This window comes from Rhodococcus sp. NBC_00294 (genome assembly GCF_036163995.1).
Taxonomy (GTDB): Bacteria; Actinomycetota; Actinomycetes; order Mycobacteriales; family Mycobacteriaceae; genus Rhodococcoides.
In genome coordinates, this window is sequence record NZ_CP108043.1 from 3000439 (window position 1) to 3019501 (window position 19063).

17 protein-coding genes are annotated in these 19063 nt (G+C 68.7%); 7 read left to right on the forward strand and 10 right to left on the reverse strand.

All coding sequences use genetic code 11. The annotated features are described in order from the left end of the window. Positions 1–24: 24 nt before the first annotated feature. The 5 genes from OHB23_RS14075 to OHB23_RS14095 all read right to left on the reverse strand — a co-directional run bounded on the left by OHB23_RS14075 (position 25) and on the right by OHB23_RS14095 (position 6630). The gene (locus OHB23_RS14075) at positions 25–843 is read right to left on the reverse strand and encodes a serine/threonine-protein kinase (protein ID WP_328809745.1); all 819 of its coding nucleotides are present in this window, start codon (positions 841–843) and stop codon (positions 25–27) included. A 435-nt stretch (positions 844–1278) separates the two neighbouring features. Further along, a complete protein-coding gene (locus OHB23_RS14080) occupies positions 1279–3378 on the reverse strand; it encodes a 3-hydroxyacyl-CoA dehydrogenase NAD-binding domain-containing protein (protein WP_442972984.1) in 2100 nt (699 codons plus the stop codon). A gap of 5 nt (positions 3379–3383) precedes the next feature. Then, complete coding sequence (locus OHB23_RS14085; RefSeq protein WP_328809747.1) at positions 3384–4610, reverse strand: thiolase family protein; 1227 nt, start codon at positions 4608–4610, stop codon at positions 3384–3386. A gap of 65 nt (positions 4611–4675) precedes the next feature. Next, a complete protein-coding gene (locus OHB23_RS14090; RefSeq protein ID WP_328809748.1) occupies positions 4676–5995 on the reverse strand; it encodes a ribonuclease D in 1320 nt (439 codons plus the stop codon). 26 nt (positions 5996–6021) lie between these two features. Continuing rightward, positions 6022–6630 carry a DUF3000 domain-containing protein gene (locus tag OHB23_RS14095; protein ID WP_328809749.1) on the reverse strand — a complete coding sequence of 203 codons (609 nt, stop codon included), beginning with the start codon at positions 6628–6630 and terminating at the stop codon, positions 6022–6024. Positions 6631–6712: 82 nt separating this feature from the next. Between OHB23_RS14095 and hemE the strand changes: the two genes are divergently transcribed. The 5 genes from hemE to OHB23_RS14120 are packed head-to-tail and all read left to right on the forward strand — an operon-like array spanning position 6713 to position 12907. Next, on the forward strand, positions 6713–7783 hold the full coding sequence (gene hemE, locus OHB23_RS14100) for a uroporphyrinogen decarboxylase (RefSeq protein ID WP_222637623.1): 1071 nt from the start codon (positions 6713–6715) through the stop codon (positions 7781–7783). Beyond that, the gene (locus OHB23_RS14105; RefSeq protein WP_328809750.1) at positions 7780–9147 is read left to right on the forward strand and encodes a protoporphyrinogen oxidase; all 1368 of its coding nucleotides are present in this window, start codon (positions 7780–7782) and stop codon (positions 9145–9147) included. Before hemE ends, OHB23_RS14105 begins: the two co-directional genes overlap by 4 nt. Positions 9148–9185: 38 nt before the next feature. Beyond that, a complete protein-coding gene (gene hemQ / locus OHB23_RS14110) occupies positions 9186–9881 on the forward strand; it encodes a hydrogen peroxide-dependent heme synthase (protein WP_027505205.1) in 696 nt (231 codons plus the stop codon). Next, the gene (locus OHB23_RS14115) at positions 9878–10573 is read left to right on the forward strand and encodes an HAD family hydrolase (protein WP_328809751.1); all 696 of its coding nucleotides are present in this window, start codon (positions 9878–9880) and stop codon (positions 10571–10573) included. The genes hemQ and OHB23_RS14115 overlap by 4 nt, the downstream gene beginning before the upstream one ends. 36 nt (positions 10574–10609) lie before the next feature. Further along, positions 10610–12907 (forward strand): molybdopterin-dependent oxidoreductase, encoded by a 2298-nt coding sequence (locus OHB23_RS14120; RefSeq protein WP_328809752.1) that lies wholly within the window; start codon positions 10610–10612, stop codon positions 12905–12907. Here OHB23_RS14120 and OHB23_RS14125 read toward each other — a convergent pair. After that, entirely contained in the window at positions 12898–13356 is a 459-nt protein-coding gene (locus OHB23_RS14125; protein WP_056444801.1) for a MaoC family dehydratase, read from the reverse strand. The two genes, OHB23_RS14120 and OHB23_RS14125, sit on opposite strands and share 10 nt — an antisense overlap. A 111-nt stretch (positions 13357–13467) precedes the next feature. Between OHB23_RS14125 and OHB23_RS14130 the strand changes: the two genes are divergently transcribed. Beyond that, a complete protein-coding gene (locus OHB23_RS14130; protein ID WP_307108820.1) occupies positions 13468–13968 on the forward strand; it encodes an SRPBCC domain-containing protein in 501 nt (166 codons plus the stop codon). Here OHB23_RS14130 and msrB read toward each other — a convergent pair. The 4 genes from msrB to OHB23_RS14150 are packed head-to-tail and all read right to left on the reverse strand — an operon-like array spanning position 13946 to position 18020. Further along, positions 13946–14368, reverse strand: a complete 423-nt coding sequence (gene msrB, locus OHB23_RS14135; RefSeq protein ID WP_027505209.1) for a peptide-methionine (R)-S-oxide reductase MsrB — start codon at positions 14366–14368, stop codon at positions 13946–13948. The genes OHB23_RS14130 and msrB overlap by 23 nt on opposite strands. 9 nt (positions 14369–14377) lie before the next feature. Next, positions 14378–15652 carry a glycosyltransferase family 87 protein gene (locus OHB23_RS14140; protein WP_155956979.1) on the reverse strand — a complete coding sequence of 425 codons (1275 nt, stop codon included), beginning with the start codon at positions 15650–15652 and terminating at the stop codon, positions 14378–14380. Between the two features lie 21 nt (positions 15653–15673). Then, positions 15674–17251 carry an alpha/beta hydrolase gene (locus tag OHB23_RS14145; RefSeq protein WP_328809753.1) on the reverse strand — a complete coding sequence of 526 codons (1578 nt, stop codon included), beginning with the start codon at positions 17249–17251 and terminating at the stop codon, positions 15674–15676. Positions 17252–17255: 4 nt separating this feature from the next. Continuing rightward, a complete protein-coding gene (locus tag OHB23_RS14150) occupies positions 17256–18020 on the reverse strand; it encodes a pyrimidine reductase family protein (protein WP_081821184.1) in 765 nt (254 codons plus the stop codon). A 25-nt stretch (positions 18021–18045) separates the two neighbouring features. Here OHB23_RS14150 and zapE point away from each other — a divergent pair, with 25 nt between their 5' ends. Then, positions 18046–19056, forward strand: coding sequence for a cell division protein ZapE (zapE, locus tag OHB23_RS14155; protein ID WP_328809754.1), 1011 nt, complete (start codon positions 18046–18048; stop codon positions 19054–19056). The last annotated feature ends 7 nt before the right edge of the window (positions 19057–19063 follow it).

A 19063-nucleotide genomic window follows, 5' to 3' on the forward strand; every position in this document is an offset into this window, starting at 1 on the left:
GAATCATAATTGGCATTGCGATCCCTATATCTCATTAAGCGCGGCGATTAACTCGCTTGCGTCGAGGTAGCGCCGTGCTGGCTGGCGTTGCAAGCATGCATCGATCACGGCTCCCAGATCTGGGTCCACGCTCGATAACTTGGACTGAATAGAATCCACCTGGCCTGTAGTTAACTGCCGGAGATACGCGTCTTGGTCCGCGATGTCAGGAAAGGTGGGTTGGCCGGTGAGCGCTTCGTATGCCAGGATTCCGACGCAGAACACATCGCTTGCCTCGATTGGTCGACCGCCGGGCGCATGCTCCGGGCTTAGGTAACCGGGAGTGCCTGGATGATAGAAACCGGTAAGCGCGGCCTTGTTGAGATGACGTGCATATCCTGGGTCCATCAGAACAAATTGATTTGAAGTCAGCCTCCTAATGTTCCCAGGGGACAGATCGCGATGTACAACGCCTTGTTGGTGGAATTCGTTTAATCCGTGCGCGAGATCCAACATAAGTGCGCGAACTTCTTTGCCATCCCATGGATATGAGTTCTTGGCTGAGGATAGATCCTCTCCATCTAGCATCTCTTCCGCCCAACATATGGCTTCAGGGCTGTCGCCAATCTCAATCGCTTGCGACAGCACTCTAACTACGTATTGCGAATCGATGTCGGCTAGAATTTCCACCTCGCGGTGAGCGCGCTCCAACACTATCGCCGAGGCGGAGCCAGCGGGTAATCGAACGACTTTAACGACAGCGGATTTACCTTCAAGTTCGCTCGCATAAACCAGCTTTTGCCCGCCAGGTTTCAATTCTATGAGTTCGCCCGTACCCAAAGCGGCACGTGCCTCTTCAAGCAATTGTGTTAGGTCCAAGGGTAGGCCTCGTCTCGTCATTGCACGGCGTGTCAAAATACGGAGCAACCCGCATATAGGTTAGTTTCGGCAGATGAGGTGCGCGATCCACCTGCGTTCTGGTCACCGCATCAGCATACTGGCTGACTCGACGTATCGTGCTGATTCGCGGCGTGCCCGCGCAGCGTTGATGCGGCTCGGTTTGCAGGAGTCTGCATCGACCCAGTCGGGCGCATCGCACATGAGGCGATGCCTTCCTAGCACTCGCGTTACTTGTTCAGGTCGGTCGCGGGCGGTCTAATTATTTTTGCCTTCAGGATCAAGGTCGTTCGCATTGTCGACGGCGGTAGCCGGTGAGCAGCGGACTACCACCGGGCGACACAAAAGAGCGGCCTGCTCTCGAAGCAAAGCTTGAGAACAGGCCGCAATCATATTTGGCGCTCAGAGGCTGGCGACACCCTTGTCGAGGAACCGGTGACCGGTGACGGCCTCGGAGGTTCCGGTGCGGTCCAGGTACGGCACGATGCCGCCGTTCCAGAACCCGAAGCCGCCGCCGAGGATCAGGCAGAGGTCGATGTCCTGGGCGGCTGCGACGACGCCCTCCTGCAGCATGATGTCGATCTCCTCCGCGAAGGCGCGGCGGGTGCGATCGAGCACCTGCTCGGCCGTCGACGGTGAATCGCCCTGCGGCCACAGATCGGCGATCTCGGGGTCGACGGTCTTGGCTCCGTCGGCGCCGTAGGTCCACACCGCGGACTTCTTGTTCGCGACCATCGCCTGCAGGCCGGGGGAGTCGTGGAACCGCTCCGGGTAGTACTCGGCCATGGTCTCGCCGGTGTGCAGTGCGACGGCGGGGCCGACGAGCGAGAGCAGCGTGAGCGGGCTCATCGGCATGCCGAGCTCGCTGATGGCGTTGTCCGCGACGTCGAAGGGCGTGCCCTCGTCGATCGCGTTCATGACCTCGCCGAGGGCGCGGGTGAGCAAGCGGTTGAAGACGAAGCCGGGCTTGTCGGCGATCAGCACGGCCGACTTCTTCAGAGACTTCGCCGTCGCGAATGCTGTTGCGAGCGTGGCATCGTCGGTCTTCTCACCGCGGACGATCTCCAGCAGCGGAAGAACGGCCACGGGGTTGAAGAAGTGGAACCCGACGACCCGCTCGGGGTGCTTCAGCTCCGCCGCCATACGGGTGATCGACAGCGACGATGTGTTCGTCGCGAGAATCGTCTCGGGGGAGACGAACTCCTCGAGCTCGGCGAAGACCTTCTTCTTCACGTCGAGGTTCTCGAACACTGCCTCGATGACCCAGTCGGTCGTCGCGAATGCGGACTTGTCGAGCGATCCGGACACCAACGCCTTGAGACGGTTCGCCGCGTCGGGGGAGAGTCGCTTCTTGCCCTGCAGCTTGTCGATCTCGGCGTGAACGTAGCCGACGCCCTTGTCGATGCGCTCCTGGTCGATGTCGGTGAGGATCACCGGCACCGTCAACTGACGTACGAACAGCAGGGCGAGCTGGCTGGCCATGAGGCCGGCGCCCACGATGCCGACGCCGGTGACCTTCCGGGCGAGGGACTTGTCGGGCGCTCCGGCAGGCCGCTTGGCACGCTTCTGCACGAGGTCGAATGCGTAGAGCCCGGCCCGCAGTTCGTCGGCCATGAGAAGGTCAGCCAGCGCCTCGTCCTCGGCAGCGAAGGCGGCGTCGAGCGACGCGGAGTCGGTGATGTCGGTCGACTTCGCCAGCTCCAGCAGCTGCACGGCGCGCACCGGTCCCGGTGCGTGGTCTCCCGTCTTGCCGGACACGATGGCCTTCGCGCGCGCGATCGCGTCGTCCCAGCCCTGGCCGCGATCGATGTCGGGGCGGGCGGGGGTGACGTCACCGGAGACGACCTTCGCGGCCCACAGCAGCGACTGTTCGAGGAAGTCGGCGCCGCCGAAGACCTCGTCGGCGATTCCGAGCTTCTGCGCGTCCGCGGGCTTCAGCATGCGGTTCTGGTTGAGCGCGTTCTCGATCACCACGGTGACGGCATTGGCCGGCCCGATCAGGTTGGGCAGCAACTGCGTTCCGCCCCAGCCGGGAACGAGGCCCAGGAATGTCTCCGGGAGCCCCAGTGCCGCAGCGTTGTCCGCGACGGTGCGGTAGTGGCAGTGCAGCGCGATCTCGAGTCCACCGCCCAGAGCGGCGCCGTTGACGAACGCGAACGTGGGCACCGTGGACTCGCGCAGGCGGCGGAACACCTTGTGCCCCAACGTGCCGATCTCCAGCGCGACGGCGCGGTCGGAGATGTTCGGCACACCGTTGAGGTCCGCGCCGACGGCGAAGATGAACGGCTTCCCGGTCACCGCGACGGCCACCGGATTCGCCGCGTAGGCCGCGTCCAGTGCCGCATCGAGCTCGGTGAGTCCGGCGGGTCCGAAGGTGGACGGCTTGGTGTGGTCGAAGCCGTTGTCGAGCGTGACGATGGCGACCGGGCCGTCGAGGCCGGGCACGGTGACGATCCTGGTGAACGCGTGGGTCACCACTTCATCGGAGAAGGCAGAAGTCATGGCAATCACTTGCTTCCGTCGTAGGTGGGATTTTCCCAGATGACGCTGCCGCCCATGCCGAGGCCGATGCACATGGTGGTGAGGCCGTAGCGGACATCGGGGCGAGTGGCGAACTGCCGGCTGAGCTGGGTCATCAGTCGAACGCCCGAGGACGCGAGGGGATGGCCGCAGGCGATGGCGCCGCCCCACTGGTTGATCCGGGCGTCGTCGTCGGCGATACCGAAGTGCTCGGTGAACGCGAGGACCTGGATGGCGAAGGCCTCGTTGATCTCGAAGAGGCCGATGTCCTCGATGGACAGGCCGGTGCGTCCGAGCAGCTTCTCGGTGGCGGGGACGGGACCGATGCCCATCACGGCCGGATCGACGCCGGCGAACGAGAAGCCCACCATGCGCATCCCGACCTTCAGGCCGAGTTCCGCGGCGGTGTCCTCGCCGGCCAGGATCGCCGCTGTCGCACCGTCGTTGAGTCCGGCGGCGTTGCCGGCGGTGACGCGTCCGGCGGGCCGGAACGGAGTCTTGAGCTTCGCCAGATCGTCCAGGGTCGTGCCGGGGCGCGGCGGTTCGTCCTCGGTGGCGAGGCCCCACCCGGCGGCGGACTTGGTCGCAACGGGAACGAGCGTCTCGCCGATGAGTCCGGCCTTCTTCGCCGCGTCGTACTTCTCCTGGCTCGCGACGGCGTAGGCGTCCGTGCGGTCCTTGGTGATGGACGGGTAGCGGTCGTGCAGGTTCTCGGCCGTGTTGCCCATGACGAGCGCACTCGGGTCGACGAGCTTGTCCGCGAGGAAGCGCGGGTTCGGGTCGACACCCTCGCCCATCGGGTGGCGGCCCATGTGCTCGACGCCACCGGCGATGACGACGTCGTACTGTCCGAAGCCGATGCCCGACGCGGTGGTGGTCACCGCGGTCATCGCGCCCGCACACATCCGGTCGACGGCGAAACCGGGCACGCTGCGGGGGAGCCCGGCGAGCAATGCCGACGTGCGGCCGATGGTCAGTCCCTGGTCGCCGGTCTGCGTCGTGGCGGCGATGCCGACCTCGTCGACGCGCTCGGGTGGCAGTTCGGGATTGCGGCGGAGCAGTTCACGGATCGCTTTGACCACGAGGTCGTCCGCTCGGGTGTCCGCGTACATACCCTTGGGGCCGGCCTTGCCGAACGGCGTACGAACACCGTCGACGAACGCGACGCCACGACTGGACGCGGATCGAGCGGGAGCGGATTTCGGAGAAGACATGGTTCCTTCCGGCAGGCGCTGGAACGAGCCGGACGCCCGGCTCGCGCGCCCACTCTAACCCGTGCCTACTCGCCGGTAACTTCGGCAGTCCTCGACTCCTCGGCGGTCCGTAGGCCTGCTGCCACGACGGGACCCGCCACCTCGCGCTGCCAGGGCCGCGACCCGTGCGCCTCGAGGAAACGGTCTACGAGCACGTCCTCGTCCGTCCCGTACTCCGCGACGAGAGCGGGGTGGTCCCAGCAGATCCGACGGACGAGATCGGGAGTCAGCAGGTTCTCGACGGGAATCGCGACATCCGCGGACAGGGCGGCCATCGCGTCGCGGACGGCGGACAGACGCCCGGCGGCCTCCGGATCGCGCCGCGCCCACCGACTGACCGGCGGGGGCCCCACGAAGGGCTGGGTCACCGGGGGCAGCGCATCGTCGGGAAGTGCGCGGGCGTGCTCGATCGCGTCCATCCACACGCGCGCCTGGCGACGCTGACGAGGTCCGCCGAAGACGGGCAACGCGTTCAGCTCGGACACCGTGGCGGGGTTCCTCTGCGCGGCGGCGACGATCGCGGAGTCCGGCAGGACGCGGCTCGGCGCGATGTCGCGGCGGCGCGCGAGATCGTCGCGGGCGGTCCACAGAGCGCGGACGACGGCGAGCGTCCGCGCGTTCTTGATGGTGTGGATACCGGAGGTGCGGCGCCAGCGGTCGGGCTTGGGCGGCGCCGGGGGTGCGGTGCGAATGTACTCGAATTCCTGTGCGGCCCAGTCGGTCTTGCCCTGGCTCTCGAGCTCCTCGGCCATGGCGTCACGCAACTCGACGAGCACCTCGACATCGAGTGCCGCGTAGTTGAGCCAGGTGTCGGGCAACGGTCGGGTGGACCAGTCCGCCGCACCGTGACCCTTCTGCAGCGACAGGCCCAACGTCCGTTCGACGATGGCCGCCAGACCGACACGGTCGAAGCCGGCGAGTCGGCCCGCCAGCTCCGTGTCGTACAGCGACTCGGGAGTCATGCCGAGCTCGGCGAGCCCCGGCAGATCCTGATCGGCGGAGTGCAGTACCCACTCCATGTCGTTCACGACGGCGGCGAAGCCCGCGAGCGCCTCGACACCACCGTCGCGGACCACCGGAATCGGATCGAGCAGGACGGTGCCCGCACCCCGGCGACGGAACTGCAGCAGATACGCGCGAGCCGAGTATCGGAAACCCGATGCGCGTTCCGCGTCGACGGCTAACGGTCCGGTTCCCGACGCCAGCAGCTCCGCGGCCGCTCGCACCGCGTCCGCCGTGTCCGTCAACGGCGGGACCCCCTCGCGTGGTGCGAGAAGGGGAGTCGCCTCCGGCTCGACGGCGGTGTCGCCGGAGGAGGCAGGAGTCGAGTCGGGCGTGTCGGGCATTGTTCGAACTCTAGGCTGTCCGACGATCAGGCGTCGGAGCTGCCCGAGTCGGCGCGTGCACCCAGCGCCGTGATGCCCGCCGGGGGCAGCCCCGCGGCGTAGGCGAGAACCTCACCGAACGCCTCGACGTGCACCGACAGTTCCTCGCTGAGCGCGGTCCACGAGGCCCGCAGCTCGAGCTGGTGGGCACGCGGCGGACCGGCGATGTCCCCGTACCGCACCGAACTCGTCGAGGTGACCGTGCCGCCCAGCGCCGTCAGCGGCTCGGACCGCGCCTCGAACGCGTCGACCAGCCAACTCCACGCCACCTCGGGCAGCAGCGGATCCGACGCCAGCGACGCGTCGACGTCGGCCTGGATGTAGGCGACCAGGCGCATGGTGCCGTTCCACGCCTCGTCGCCGTCCGGGTCGTACAACAGGATGAGACGCCCGAACGCGTCACCCTCGCTCTGCTCGGGCACCGACTCCGTCTCGGAGTGGTGCACCTCGGCCCCCAGTGCGTAACTGAACGGTGCCAGGCGCTGCGGAGGCCGGATCGGCCCGACCTCGATGCTCGGGTGGACCGTCGCCCGGTGCATCGCGTCGATGGCGGCGCGGAAGGGCGCAGGCTGCGAGGCGCTCTCGGACGTGGTCACGTGTGCGGACGTTAGCCGCGACCGTCGGCCCAGCGGAGGAGGCGCGCCGGGCAGGTGTGCGTCTCTGGCAGCATGGACGCCGATGAACACCATCCCTGACGCCGTCGGTCCGCGTCGAAGCCTGCCCGAAGCTCCCTTCCTCGCGGCCGCGACGGGACGGACGCCGTCGCGTCGGCCCGTGTGGTTCATGCGTCAGGCCGGTCGGTCGCTGCCCGAGTACCGCAAGTTGCGGGAGGGCACCTCCATGCTCGCCTCGTGCTTCGACCCCGAGATGGTCTGCGAGATCACGATGCAGCCGGTCCGGCGGCACGGGGTCGACGCGGCGATCCTGTTCTCCGACATCGTCGTGCCGCTCAAGGCGGCCGGCGTCGACCTAGAGATCGTGGCCGGCACCGGTCCCGTCGTGGCGAACCCGGTGCGGTCCGTGGCCGACGTGCAGTCGTTGCCGGTCCTGCAGTCGGAGCAGATCGAGCCGGTCGCGAAGGCCATCTCCCTGCTCCTGGCCGAGTTGAAGGACGTGCCCCTCATCGGCTTCGCGGGCGCACCGTTCACGCTGGCGTCCTACCTGGTCGAAGGCGGTCCGAGTCGCAACCACGAGCGCACCAAGGCGCTCATGCACTCGGATCCGCAGACGTGGCATGCATTGCTCTCGTCGCTGGCCGACATGACCATCGCCTTCCTCACCGCGCAGGCCGATGCCGGCGTCGACGCGGTCCAGCTCTTCGACTCGTGGGCCGGGGCGCTGTCACTCGCCGAGTACCGCGAGTTCGTGTTCCCCCACTCCAGCCGCGTGTTCGAGGCCATGGCGTCGGCCGGCGTGCCGCGCATCCACTTCGGTGTCGGGACGGGCGAGCTGCTCGGTGCGATGGGGGAGGCGGGCGCGGACGTCGTCGGTGTCGACTGGCGGATCCCGCTCGACGTCGCCGCTCGTCGGGTCGGTCCGGGCAAGGCTCTGCAGGGCAATCTCGATCCCGCCGTGCTGTTCGCGGGCCCCGACGCGGTGCGCCGCGAGGTCACCCGCATCGTGGGCGAGGCGGACGCCGCACTCGCGGCCGGCGCCACCGGGCACATCTTCAACCTGGGCCACGGGGTCCTGCCCGCCACCGATCCCGACGTGGTGACGTCGGTGGTGGAGCTGGTGCACTCGCTGTGACCTCGGTCGCCGTCGTCGGAGCGGGCATCAGCGGACTGGTGGCCGCGTACCGGCTGCGGCAGTCGCTGGGACCAGCCGCGCGGATCGTGGTGGTCGAGAAGGCGCCGCGCATCGGGGGCAAACTCCGGTCGGTGGACCTGGCGGGTGGCCCGGTCGACGTCGGTGCCGAGGCGTTCATCGCGCGTCGTCCCGAGGTTCCCGCTCTGCTCGACGAGCTCGGACTCGCCGACCAGCTCGTGCGGCCGTCGCCCGCCGCCCGCCCGCTCCTGCGCTCGGGCGGCGCACTGCACGGACTGCCGACCGGCACGTTGATGGGCATCCCGGCCACGTCCGACTCGGTGCGGACTCTGGTCGACGACGCCACGTGCCGCCGCATCGACACCGATCGTGACCGGCCGCTGCGGTGGACGCCCGGCGACGATGCGTCGGTGGGTGACCTGGTGTCCGAACGCTTCGGCTCCCAGGTGACCGCGCGGAGCGTCGACCCGCTGCTGGGCGGCGTCTACTCCGGGCTGGCCGTCACCACGAGCATCCGCGCCGCGGTGCCGACTCTCGCCGCGGCCCTCGACGCCGGTGCCCCGTCGTTGGTGGACGCCGTCGAGCGAGCGCGCCCGACGCCGTCGCCGGGACCGGTGTTCGGCGGACTGCGCGGTGGTTACGGCGTGCTTCTCGACGCGCTGCTCTCCGCCTCTCGTGCAGAACTCGTCGCCGCGGACGTGCGGCGGGTGACGTCCGACGGCCGGGGCGCGTGGCACGTCGACGGCGTAGGGGTGGTGGACGGCGTCGTCCTCGCCGCGCCCGCACCGCAGACGGTCTCGATGCTGCTCGACACGGCGCCCGCACTCGCGCGGGAACTCGGGGACGTGGAACTCGCCTCGTCGGCAGTGGTGGCCCTCGGGTTCGAGGACGGGGGACTACCGCAGAACTCGGGCGTCCTGGTCGCCACGGGGGAGCTCGATTCCTCCGGTGTTCCGTTGCGCGCCAAAGCATTCACGCTGTCGAGCCGCAAGTGGCCGCATCTCGCCGAGCGCGGCGGCCAGCTGGTGCGGGTCTCCTTCGGACGCTTCGGGGACGCGGACATCGTCGACCGGCCCGACGTCGACCTGGTGTCGGCGGCCCGCACGGATCTGCGTGAGGTGCTCGGTGTGGACGAGGAGCCGACGACGACGTTCGTGCAACGCTGGCACGGCGGACTGCCGCAGTACCGCCCCGGCCACACCGACCTCGTGGCCCGCGTCGAGGACGCCGCCTCGGCGGTAGGCCGACTCGAACTCGCGGGCGCGTACCTGCACGGCGTCGGAGTTCCCGCGTGCGTCGCGACGGCATCCGCGGCGGCGGCCCGACTGGCGGAGGCGCTGGCCTGACGGCCCGATCGGGACGGCCGGGTGGCACGATGGGTGTCATGGCACGTCTCGATTTCGAAGCACTCAATTCCACGTTGCGCTACTCGATGCACTCGGTGTTCACGGCTCGGCCGGGCGCTCTCGGTGAGGATCGGGAGGCGGTGCTCGCCGAGGCCCGCGCGTTCTTCGACGGTCTCGACGAGACCGACGTCGTGGTGCGCGGGATCTACGACGTGGCCGGACTGCGCGCCGACGCCGACTTCATGATCTGGTGGCACGCGGAGAAGATCGAGGACCTGCAGGCGGCGTACGCGCGCTTCCGTCGGTCCACGGCTCTCGGCCGCGCGTGCGACGCGTTCTGGAGCAACGCCGCGTTGCACCGCCCCGCGGAGTTCAACAAGTCGCACGTCCCGGCCTTCATCGCCGGCGAGGAGCCGGGCGCCTACATCTGCGTGTACCCGTTCGTCCGCTCGCTCGACTGGTACCTGCTGCCCGACGCGGAGCGTCGCACGATGCTCGCCGACCACGGCAAGGCGGCACGCGGCTACAAGGACGTGCGCGCCAACACCGTCCCGTCGTTCGCCCTGGGCGACTACGAGTGGATTCTCGCGTTCGAGGCTCCGACGCTGGACCGCATCGTCGACCTCATGCGTGATCTGCGTGCGACCGAGGCCAGACGTCATGTGCGGGAGGAAGTTCCGTTCTTCAGCGGACCCCGGGTGACGGTCGAGGCGCTCGTCGAGTCACTACCGTGACCACGCCGGCAGCGGTGCTCTTCGACTTCTCCGGCACGCTGTTCCGTCTCGAGGAGGACGAGAGCTGGTTCACCGATCTGCGTGTCGGCGACGACGAGCAGATCGACGGTCATTTCCAGGCCGAGTTGATGCGCCGCATGACCCAGCCCGTCGGGTCGGTGGTCACCCTGGACGACGACGGCCACCGGGCCTGGGAGGTTCGCGATCTCGACCCCGGGATGCACCGGGCCGCCTACCTGGCAGTGCTGAAGGCGTCGGGTGTGCACCGCGTCGAGCACGCCGAGGCGTTATACGACAAGGTGATCGACCCGTCCTCGTGGACGCCGTACCCCGACACGGCGCGAGTGCTGCACGGCCTCGCCGATCGCGGCGTTCCCGTGGCGGTGGTCAGCAACATCGCGTTCGATCTGCGCGCGGCGTTCGATCTGCTCGGCGTGCACGACACCGTCGCGCACTACGCTCTGTCGTTCGAGGTGGGCGCCGTCAAGCCCGATGCCGCGATCTTCCGTTCCGCCGTGGACGCTCTGGGCGTCGACCCGGCCTCGTGCCTGATGGTCGGCGACAGCGAGGAGGCCGACGGCGGAGCGCAGGCGCTCGGTATGTCCTTCGCGCTGCTCGATCCACTGCCGACGTCCGAACGACCGTCGGCTCTGCTCGACGCCGTGGCGGCGCACGGTCTCGCGCTCGCGTAGGGCGCCGTGACGTCCGCGCGCCGTGGGGTGCAGCACATGGCCCACTTCGGCATGTACACCGCCGACACGGACGGCCGGGACGTGGTCGCGGTCCGTCCGCCGACGGGCGACGCCGATCCGTCCCCGATCCTGGGCAACGTTCCCGGGTCGGTGACCCATCGCTCGCGCATCCGTCGACCGGCGGTGCGTCGGGGCTGGCTCGAGAACGGCCCCGGACCGTCCACCGCGCGTGGCGCCGATGCGTTCGTCGAGATGGAGTGGGACGAGTTCCTCCCCCTGCTCGCCGGCGAGCTCCGTCGAGTCGTGCGCGAGCACGGCAACGAGGCCGTCTTCGGCGGGTCGTACGGGTGGGGCAGCGCGGGCCGGTTCCACCACGCGCAGAGTCAGGTTCACCGGTTCCTGAACACCCTGGGTGGCTACACGCGGTCGGTGGGCAGCTACTCCCTCGGCGCCACCGGCACGATCATGCCGCGGGTCATGGGGACGCACTGGAAGATGTTCTCGCGCTCCACCTCGTGGGACGTGATCGCCGAGCACACCGATCTGCTGGTCGCGTTCGGCGGGGTTCCGCTGAAGAACACGTCGGTCAATCACGGTGGCACCAGCGATCATCCGACACGCGACGCGCTGCATCGCCTCCGTGCGCGCGGCGGCCGGATCGTCTCGATCTCGCCGCTGCGTGACGACACGGACGGAGCGGCGGAGTGGATCGCACCCGTACCGGGGTCGGACGTCGCCCTCATGTTGGGGCTGGCACACGTGCTCGCCTCGGAGGGGTTGCACGACACCGCGTTCCTGCAGCGGTACACCACCGGGTACGACGTCTTCGAGCGCTACCTGCTCGGCGAGACCGACGGTGTCCCGAAGTCACCGGAGTGGGCGCAGAACCTGACGGGAGTCCCGGCGTCGGACATCACCGCCCTGGCGCGGCGCATGGCTCGCGCCACCACGCTGGTCACCGTCACCTGGTCACTGCAGCGCATCCGCCACGGTGAGCAGGCGCCGTGGATGGGTCTCACGCTCGCCGCGATGCTCGGCGGCGTCGGTGTGCCGGGCGCGGGCTTCGGCCACGGCTACGGGTCGATGAACGAACCCGGCCTGGCACCCGTGCCGTATCCGCTGCCCACGCTTCCCCAGGGCATCAACGGTGTGTCGACGTCGATTCCGGTCGCCGCGATCTCGGACATGCTGTTGAACCCTGGTGGGCCGTACGACGCGGACGGCACCGCGTCGACGTATCCGGACATCCGGCTGCTGCACTGGGCCGGCGGCAACCCGTTCCATCACCACCAGGACATCGGCCGGTTGCGCATCGCGCTGGCTCGCCCCGAGACCATCGTGGTGCACGAGCCGTACTGGACACCGATGGCACGGCACGCCGACTTCGTGGTGCCGTCGACGACGACCCTCGAACGCGACGACCTGAGCTGCACCCGCAACGACCCGCTGCTCGTGGCGATGCAGGCCGCCGTCCCGCCCTTCGCCGACAGCCGCGACGACTACGACACCTTCGCGCTGCTCGCGCGAGAGCTCGGCGTCGAGTACGAATTCACGGAAGGTCGCTCGTCCGCGGACTGGCTGCGGCACCTCTACGACCAGTGGCGACGGTTCGTGTCCGATGCGGGGCGGGTGACGCCGCCGGTGTTCGACGAGTTCTGGACCGAGGGAACGTTCCGGATGGACACCGAGGACGGTCTCACGCTGCTGTCCGATTTTCGCGACGATCCCGAGCGGGCCCCCTTGCGGACACCGAGCGGGCGCATCGAGATCTTCTCGGCCGACATCGAGTCGTTCGGCTACGCCGACTGCGGGGGACACCCACGGTGGTACGCACCGGACGAGTGGCTGGGCGGTGAACGCGCACAGGCGTTCCCGCTGCACCTGATCGCGAACCAACCGCGGACCCGGTTACACAGCCAACTCGATCACGGGGCCGTGAGCCTCGCGTCGAAGATTCAGGGCCGGGAACCGATGCGCATGCATCCCGCGGACGCCGCAGCGCGCGGACTGCGCGACGGCGACGTGGTGCGGGTGTTCAACGACCGTGGCTCGTGCCTCGCGGGGCTCGTCGTCGACGATCGCCTGCGCGAGCGCGTGGTGCAACTGTCGACCGGCGCCTGGTACGACCCGCTCGATCCGTCGGACCCGCGCTCGATGTGCGTGCACGGCAACCCGAACGTGCTCACCGCCGACCGCGGCACGTCGTCGCTCGCGCAGGGGTCCACCGGCCAGCACGTCCTGGTGGACGTCCAGAAGTGGACCGGCGAACTGCCGCCGATCCGCGCGCACGATCAGCCGGAGTTCGTCGATCGTGGGGACGTGCGTCAGAAGTAGACGCGGCTGATGACCTGGGCGACCAGCGCGGGCTTCGTCGCACCCTCGATCTCGATGGTCGAGTCGACGGTCATCTGAACCGCTCCGCCGTCCAGCCGATCTGCTGCGGCGAGGACGGCCGTCAGACGAACGCGCGACCCGACGAGCACAGGATTGACGAAGCGAACCTTGTTGCTGCCGTAGTTGACTCCCATCGTGGAGTTCTCGACCGTGTAGGTCTGCCAGGACAGGGCCGGCAACAGGGACAGCGTGAGGTACCCGTGGGCGACGGGACCACCGAAGGGGCTCTCCTTCGCGGCGCGCTCGGGATCCACGTGGATCCACTGGTGGTCGCCGGTGGCGTCGGCGAACTGGTTCACGCGCTCCTGCGTGATCTCCAGCCAGTCGCTGGTGCCGATGGTCTCGCCGAGGGCGGACACGATGTCGTCCGCGGACGTGAAGGTACGCATGGAGCCGACACTAGCGGCGGCGAGCCGTTCTGCACAGAACCTCTGTCGGGGCGCCACATCCGGCCCTGCGGACCCGGCCTGGGTGCAGGACGAGCGCAGTACGATGCGCCGATGACGTCCCACCCGGAACCCACCGGCCTACTCGAGCGCGCCGAGACGGGTGTCGATCTCGTGCTGGAGCGCGTCCTGGACGTACCGATCGACGACGTCTGGGACAGTCTCACCGTCAGTGAGCGCACCGCGCGGTGGTACGGCAGCTGGGAGGGAACGCAGGGAGCCGGCAGCACCGTGCGGGTGACGATGGGGTTCGAGGAGAACGCACCTGCCTCCGACCTGACGATCCTGGCGTGTGACGCGCCGAGGTATCTCGCACTGGAGTCCGACGGGTGGACGTTCGACGTGACGCTCAGGACCACGGGAGACGGGACCATGCTGATGTTCCGGCACCACCTGACGACGACGGACGGCCTCGAGGGCATCGGCCCGGGATGGGAGTACTACCTCGACATGCTGGTCTCCACACACACGGAAGGGTGGTCGCCGTCCTTCGACGACTACCACCCGTCCCAGTGTGGGTACTACGGCTCACTCAGCCCTTCGGCTCCAGCGTGAGCGAGATCGAGTTGATGCAGTACCGCTGATCGGTCGGGGTGGGGTACCCCTCGCCCTCGAAGACGTGGCCGAGGTGACTGTGGCAGTTGCTGCACAGGACCTCGGTGCGCTTCATGCCCATCGACCGGTCGACCTTCAGGATCACGGCGTCGGTGTCCTTGGGATCGAAGAAGGACGGCCACCCGCAGTGGGACTCGAACTTCTCGGTGCTGCGGAACAGTTCGGCGTCACAGGCGCGGCACTTGTAGACGCCCTCGGTGGTGGTGTCGGTGTACTCGCCGACGAACGGCCGTTCGGTGCCGGCCTTGCGCAGCACTGCGTACTCGGCTGCGGTGAGCTTGGTACGCCACTCGTCGTCGGACAGCTCGAACGTGGGCTTCTTCTCTGGTGCGGAACTCATGCCTCCACGCTAATGCGTGGCCGCGGTTCCCGCTGTCGTCGCAGGTACAGGCTTCGGTGAGGTCGTGTTCTCGTCGAGCAGGAACGCCGGATCGATGCCGCCGTCCAGCCGGCCCTCGCGGCGCGCGGTGAGATAGCGACCGACGAGCACGGCGAAGATCACGACGATGATCAGCGACCAACCCCACGTCGTGCGGAGGTACTCGATGGAGCGCCCGAACTCCGGGAAGCGGCCGACGAGCCAGCTGTCGTAGCTGAGGAACCCGTACACGGCGAGCCACGCCGGCCAGTTGCGCATCACCGAGTTGCGCAGCACCACCGACATGATCAGCGGGAACAGCATCATCGAGTAGTACATCTGGCCGAGCGACGCGAGCAGGAACGATGCGACCAGCAGCAGCCCACCCGCGGTGGTCACGAAGAACAGCTCGTCGTGGCGGTAGTACTTCCACAGCAGCCACAGGGACACGAGCACCATCACGGCGAACACGGCGCGGAGCGCGAGCACCAGCGCGGTGGGCAGTCCGTAGTAGAGGCCGTTGCCGACGATCGCGCTGTTGAAGTAGTCCCGCGTCTCGAGGAGGTACGGCACCGTGTGGGAGACGAAGGCCATCGGGTCGACCGACAGCGGGAGGGCGAGCAGCGTCAGGACGACGGGGATACCGACGGCGGTGACGAAGACGCGCCACTCCTTGCGGACGAGCGGCAGCAGAAGCAGCGGTGCGAGAGTCGGTTTGACGGCGATGGTCAGGCCGATGGCGGCGCCGGACCAGTACGGGTGCCGCCTCAGCAGCAGCATCATGAACAGCACTTCGCCGAGCAGGATCAGGCCGTTGATGTTGGTGAAGATCAGTGTGTTGGTGACGGTCTCGGTGGAGAACGCGGCGAGCAGCACCACCGGTGCGGCCACCGACGACAGGCCGAGCTGGAACATGCGCAGTAGCAGGTAGAGCGCGACGATCACGGCGACGGCGTTGACCCCGATGAACAACCAGCGCGAGCGCTCGGGGTCCAGCACGGCCAGCGGCGCGATGATCAGCGTCCCGCTCGGCGGATAGAGATAGTGCGGGTCGACCGAGTCGAAGTTCGCCGTGTAGACCTCGCGCCGGTTCAGAAATGCCAACGCGGCGTTGTAGACCGGGCGGAAATCGTCGGTGATGTTGCCGTTGACGGCCTTGACGATCACGCGATTGAGGACCGTCAGGATGGCGATGGGCCACAACGCGAAACGGATCACCTGCGCGGTGGTCTCACCAGTTCGCGGTTCGAGATGACGGAACGACACCCGGAGACGGTACCCCGGCAACTAGGCCGGACACGCATTACCGCCTTCCGGCACGTCGCCCGTTTCGAGGTACGCCGCGACGGCCGCTCGCCCGCACCCCGAGCCCACCGACACGGGGTGTCCGATGCCGTCCCAGGTGATCGTCGTGGTGGCCGCGCCGGCCGCGCCCAACGCTCCCGTGACCGCCGGAAGCGGCTCCGTACCGGTGACGGCGTCGGCGTTCCCGCTGAGCACCAGGACCGGGAGCCCCAGGGTATAGGGGACGGGCGGCGGGGTGGTCGCCGGCCACGCCGAGCAGGTGAGCAGGTTCAACGCCGCCGTCGCACCGAAGGCCGGGTACTGGCCCGACCACGACGTCTGCAGCTCCCGGACCCGGTCGGGCGCGGGCCACTGCTGGCCGTCGGTGCAGCGGCTCACGAAATGACCGTCGGTCTCGGTCAGGGCACGCACCTCGTCGACCGCGTCGTCGAGTGCGGTGGTGTTCCCGGCGAGCGCACCTGCCACCGTGTCCGACGTGGAGCGCACCCGCGCGGCACCGTCGGCGGTGGACGGATACGCCAGCAGGTGGACGACTGCCTGTCGAACGGTGGCACCGGACAGCGGTGCGAGATCACCGGCGTCGGCGCGGCGGAACAACTCCACCACCTGTGAGCGCGGATCCGCCCCGAGCGAGCATCCGACGGCGGCGCATCGGGTGGCGAACGCCGTCAGGGCGGTCTCCTCCCCGCGCACGGTCTGCTCGGCGCTGGTGACGGCGTCGGTGATGACGCTCGTGGGGGAATCGAGCACGAGACGGGCGACGTGGTCGCCGTACGCGGCCGCGTACCCGAGCGCGACGAGGGCGCCGTTGCCCGATCCCAGGAGCGACAGGGCACGCACTCCCCACGCCTCCCGGAGCGCCTCGAGGTCGTCGGCGCTGTTGGTGACCCCGAAGATGAGTGCCTCGGGAAGCAGGAAGTCGGTACACGCGATCGTCGCGTCGCGGGCGAGGGTCGCGACCTTGTCCGCCGCGTCGGTGCCGGGTGAGTACTGCCCGAGGTCGGTCAGCGCGTCGCGGGTGGACGTGGCACCCGAGTAGCAGTCGAACGGCGCGGAGTTGCCGATGCCGCGCCGATCGACACCGACGATCGGGTGGGCGTCGAGGAGCGCGGTGTCCGGCTGCGCGGCGAGCGCCGCCATGTCCGCGGACGACGGTCGATCGGTGCCGGACGTGTAGACCAGCGGCGCCGCGTCCGCCGGCGTGGCGGCCGTGCGCACGCGGACCGCGGAGAGTTCGAACGTGCCGTCCGAGGCGACGGTGCGGTCGATGGGAGCGGGGAAGGTCGCGCAGTCCACCAGCACTCCGGGCGCGGCCGTGACCCCGCGAGCAGCGGTGGTGCGGGCCGTGCAGTCGGTCCAGTTCAGGTCGGTGACCGGTGCCTCGAGAGGACGTGGCCCCTCGTCGGTGGGTTCGGTCGTCGCGGGCCCGCCGTCGGACCCGGCCGATCCACCCTCGATCGCCACGTCCGGACGGGTCGACGGTCCGGCCCCGCACGCGGCGGCGACCACGACGACGGCCGTCAGGGCGGCGAGCCGTGACCCGAACCTCGACATCTGCATACGTTCAGCGTGCCATCTCGCGCGCACGTACCCAGCGCACCAGGATGGTCCCGTCGTCGTCGAGCAGGATGTGGCCCGGGGTCATCGGGCGGTCGACGGCGGCATCGGACGTCGCCATCCGGCCCGAGGTCCCGGCGCTGAGGGTGGGCGAGGTGGTCACGCAGACCTCGTCGACGACATCCGCGGCGAGAAGCGACCCGAAGAGTCCGGGCCCGCCCTCGCACAGCACTCGCTGCAGGCCGAGGTCCTGCAGCAGCGCGACCACGACGTCGCCGGTGAGGTCGCCGTCGGCGCGGACGACGGTGAGCCCGGCGTCGCGCAGTGCCTGCACCTTGTCCTCGGGCGCGTGCGAGGTGGTCAGCACGATCGGCGGCACCTCCGCGCCCGTCACCACCGTCGACTCGGGATCGACGCTCGCGGAGCCGGTCACCACGACGATCGGAGGGACCTCGCTCTGACCCCGCGCGGTGCGCGCGGCGCGCACCGCGTCGGACACCTCGACACCGCCGTAGTTCTCTGCCGTGACGGTGCCCGATCCCACCAGGACGGCGTCGGCGAGCGAGCGGAGCTCGCCGAAGACCGCCTTGTCAGCAGGGGTCCCCAGTCCACCGGACACCCCGTCCTGCGACACCGCACCGTCGATGCCCGCCACGAAGTTGACGCGGATCCAGGGGGAGTGGAGCTCGGCCGGATACGCGTAGAGATCGGTGAGATCGTCGTCGGTCACTGTGAGGTAGGTCCCATTATCGATACGCTGCACAAAAGCCATCACACCACGTCGTTAACCTCGTCCCATGCCACAACGCCTCGTCGACCGCGATCCCGTGGTGCCCGCCGACCAGCTGATCGCCCAGATGGTGCCGCCGGCGATGTTCGACGACGTGAGTTTCGCGTCCTACATCCCGGACCCGAACGAGCCGACGCAGGCCGAGGCCGTGCGCAAGGCGGAGGAGTTCGCCGGCAAGGTCGCGAAGATCCGGTCGGGCGGGAAGCGCGGTCTGTTCGGCAAGAAGACGCCGGCCTCCGGCGCAGGTCTGTACCTCGACGGTGGGTTCGGCGTCGGCAAGACCCACCTGCTGGCGTCGATCTTCCACGCGTCGCCGGAGCCCAAGGCGTTCGGCACCTTCGTCGAGTTGACGCACGTCGTCGGAGCTCTCGGATTCACGAAGGCGCTCGACGAGCTGTCCGGTCACAGCGTGCTGTGCATCGACGAGTTCGAGCTCGACGATCCGGGCGACACGATGTTGGTGTCTCGGTTGCTCACCGAGTTGGCCGCCAAGGGCGTCTCCATCGTCGCGACGTCCAACACGCTGCCCGGCCAGTTGGGCGAGGGTCGCTTCGCCGCTCAGGACTTCCTGCGTGAGATCAAGAAGCTCGGCTCGATCTTCGAGTCCATTCGTGTCGACGGTCCCGACTACCGGCACCGCGACCTGCCCCCGGCTCCGGACCCGATCGGCGCGGACCAGATCGAAGCCGCCGCGGCGACCGTCGAGGGATCGACGCTCGACGACTTCGACGCGCTGGTGAAGCATCTGAGCACCCTGCACCCGTCGCGCTACGGGAAGTTGATCGAGGGTGTCACGGCCGTCTTCATCGAGAACGTCCACGCGGCACCCGACCAGTCCGTGGCGCTGCGCCTCGTCGTGCTGGCCGACCGCCTGTACGACGCGGGTACGCCGGTCACCGTGTCGGGTGCGAAGCTCGACGAGCTCTTCACCGAGGAGATGCTCCAGGGCGGATACCGGAAGAAGTACCTGCGCGCGACGTCGCGTCTGCTGGCGCTCTCGCGCTTCGCCTCCGTCTGAGTCGCTA

Bases quoted from the DNA above. Each gene is read 5' to 3' on its own strand.
- OHB23_RS14080 (WP_442972984.1), bottom strand. From the start codon at position 3,378: ATGACTTCTGCCTTCTCCGATGAAGTGGTGACCCACGCGTTCACCAGG.
- OHB23_RS14125 (WP_056444801.1), bottom strand. From the start codon at position 13,356: ATGCGTACCTTCACGTCCGCGGACGACATCGTGTCCGCCCTCGGCGAG.
- OHB23_RS14150 (WP_081821184.1), bottom strand. From the start codon at position 18,020: ATGGCTTTTGTGCAGCGTATCGATAATGGGACCTACCTCACAGTGACC.
- msrB (WP_027505209.1), bottom strand. From the start codon at position 14,368: ATGAGTTCCGCACCAGAGAAGAAGCCCACGTTCGAGCTGTCCGACGAC.
- OHB23_RS14090 (WP_328809748.1), bottom strand. From the start codon at position 5,995: ATGCCCGACACGCCCGACTCGACTCCTGCCTCCTCCGGCGACACCGCC.
- OHB23_RS14085 (WP_328809747.1), bottom strand. From the start codon at position 4,610: ATGTCTTCTCCGAAATCCGCTCCCGCTCGATCCGCGTCCAGTCGTGGC.
- zapE (WP_328809754.1), top strand. From the start codon at position 18,046: ATGCCACAACGCCTCGTCGACCGCGATCCCGTGGTGCCCGCCGACCAG.
- OHB23_RS14120 (WP_328809752.1), top strand. From the start codon at position 10,610: ATGGCCCACTTCGGCATGTACACCGCCGACACGGACGGCCGGGACGTG.
- hemQ (WP_027505205.1), top strand. From the start codon at position 9,186: ATGGCACGTCTCGATTTCGAAGCACTCAATTCCACGTTGCGCTACTCG.
- hemE (WP_222637623.1), top strand. From the start codon at position 6,713: ATGAACACCATCCCTGACGCCGTCGGTCCGCGTCGAAGCCTGCCCGAA.
- OHB23_RS14145 (WP_328809753.1), bottom strand. From the start codon at position 17,251: ATGCAGATGTCGAGGTTCGGGTCACGGCTCGCCGCCCTGACGGCCGTC.
- OHB23_RS14130 (WP_307108820.1), top strand. From the start codon at position 13,468: ATGACGTCCCACCCGGAACCCACCGGCCTACTCGAGCGCGCCGAGACG.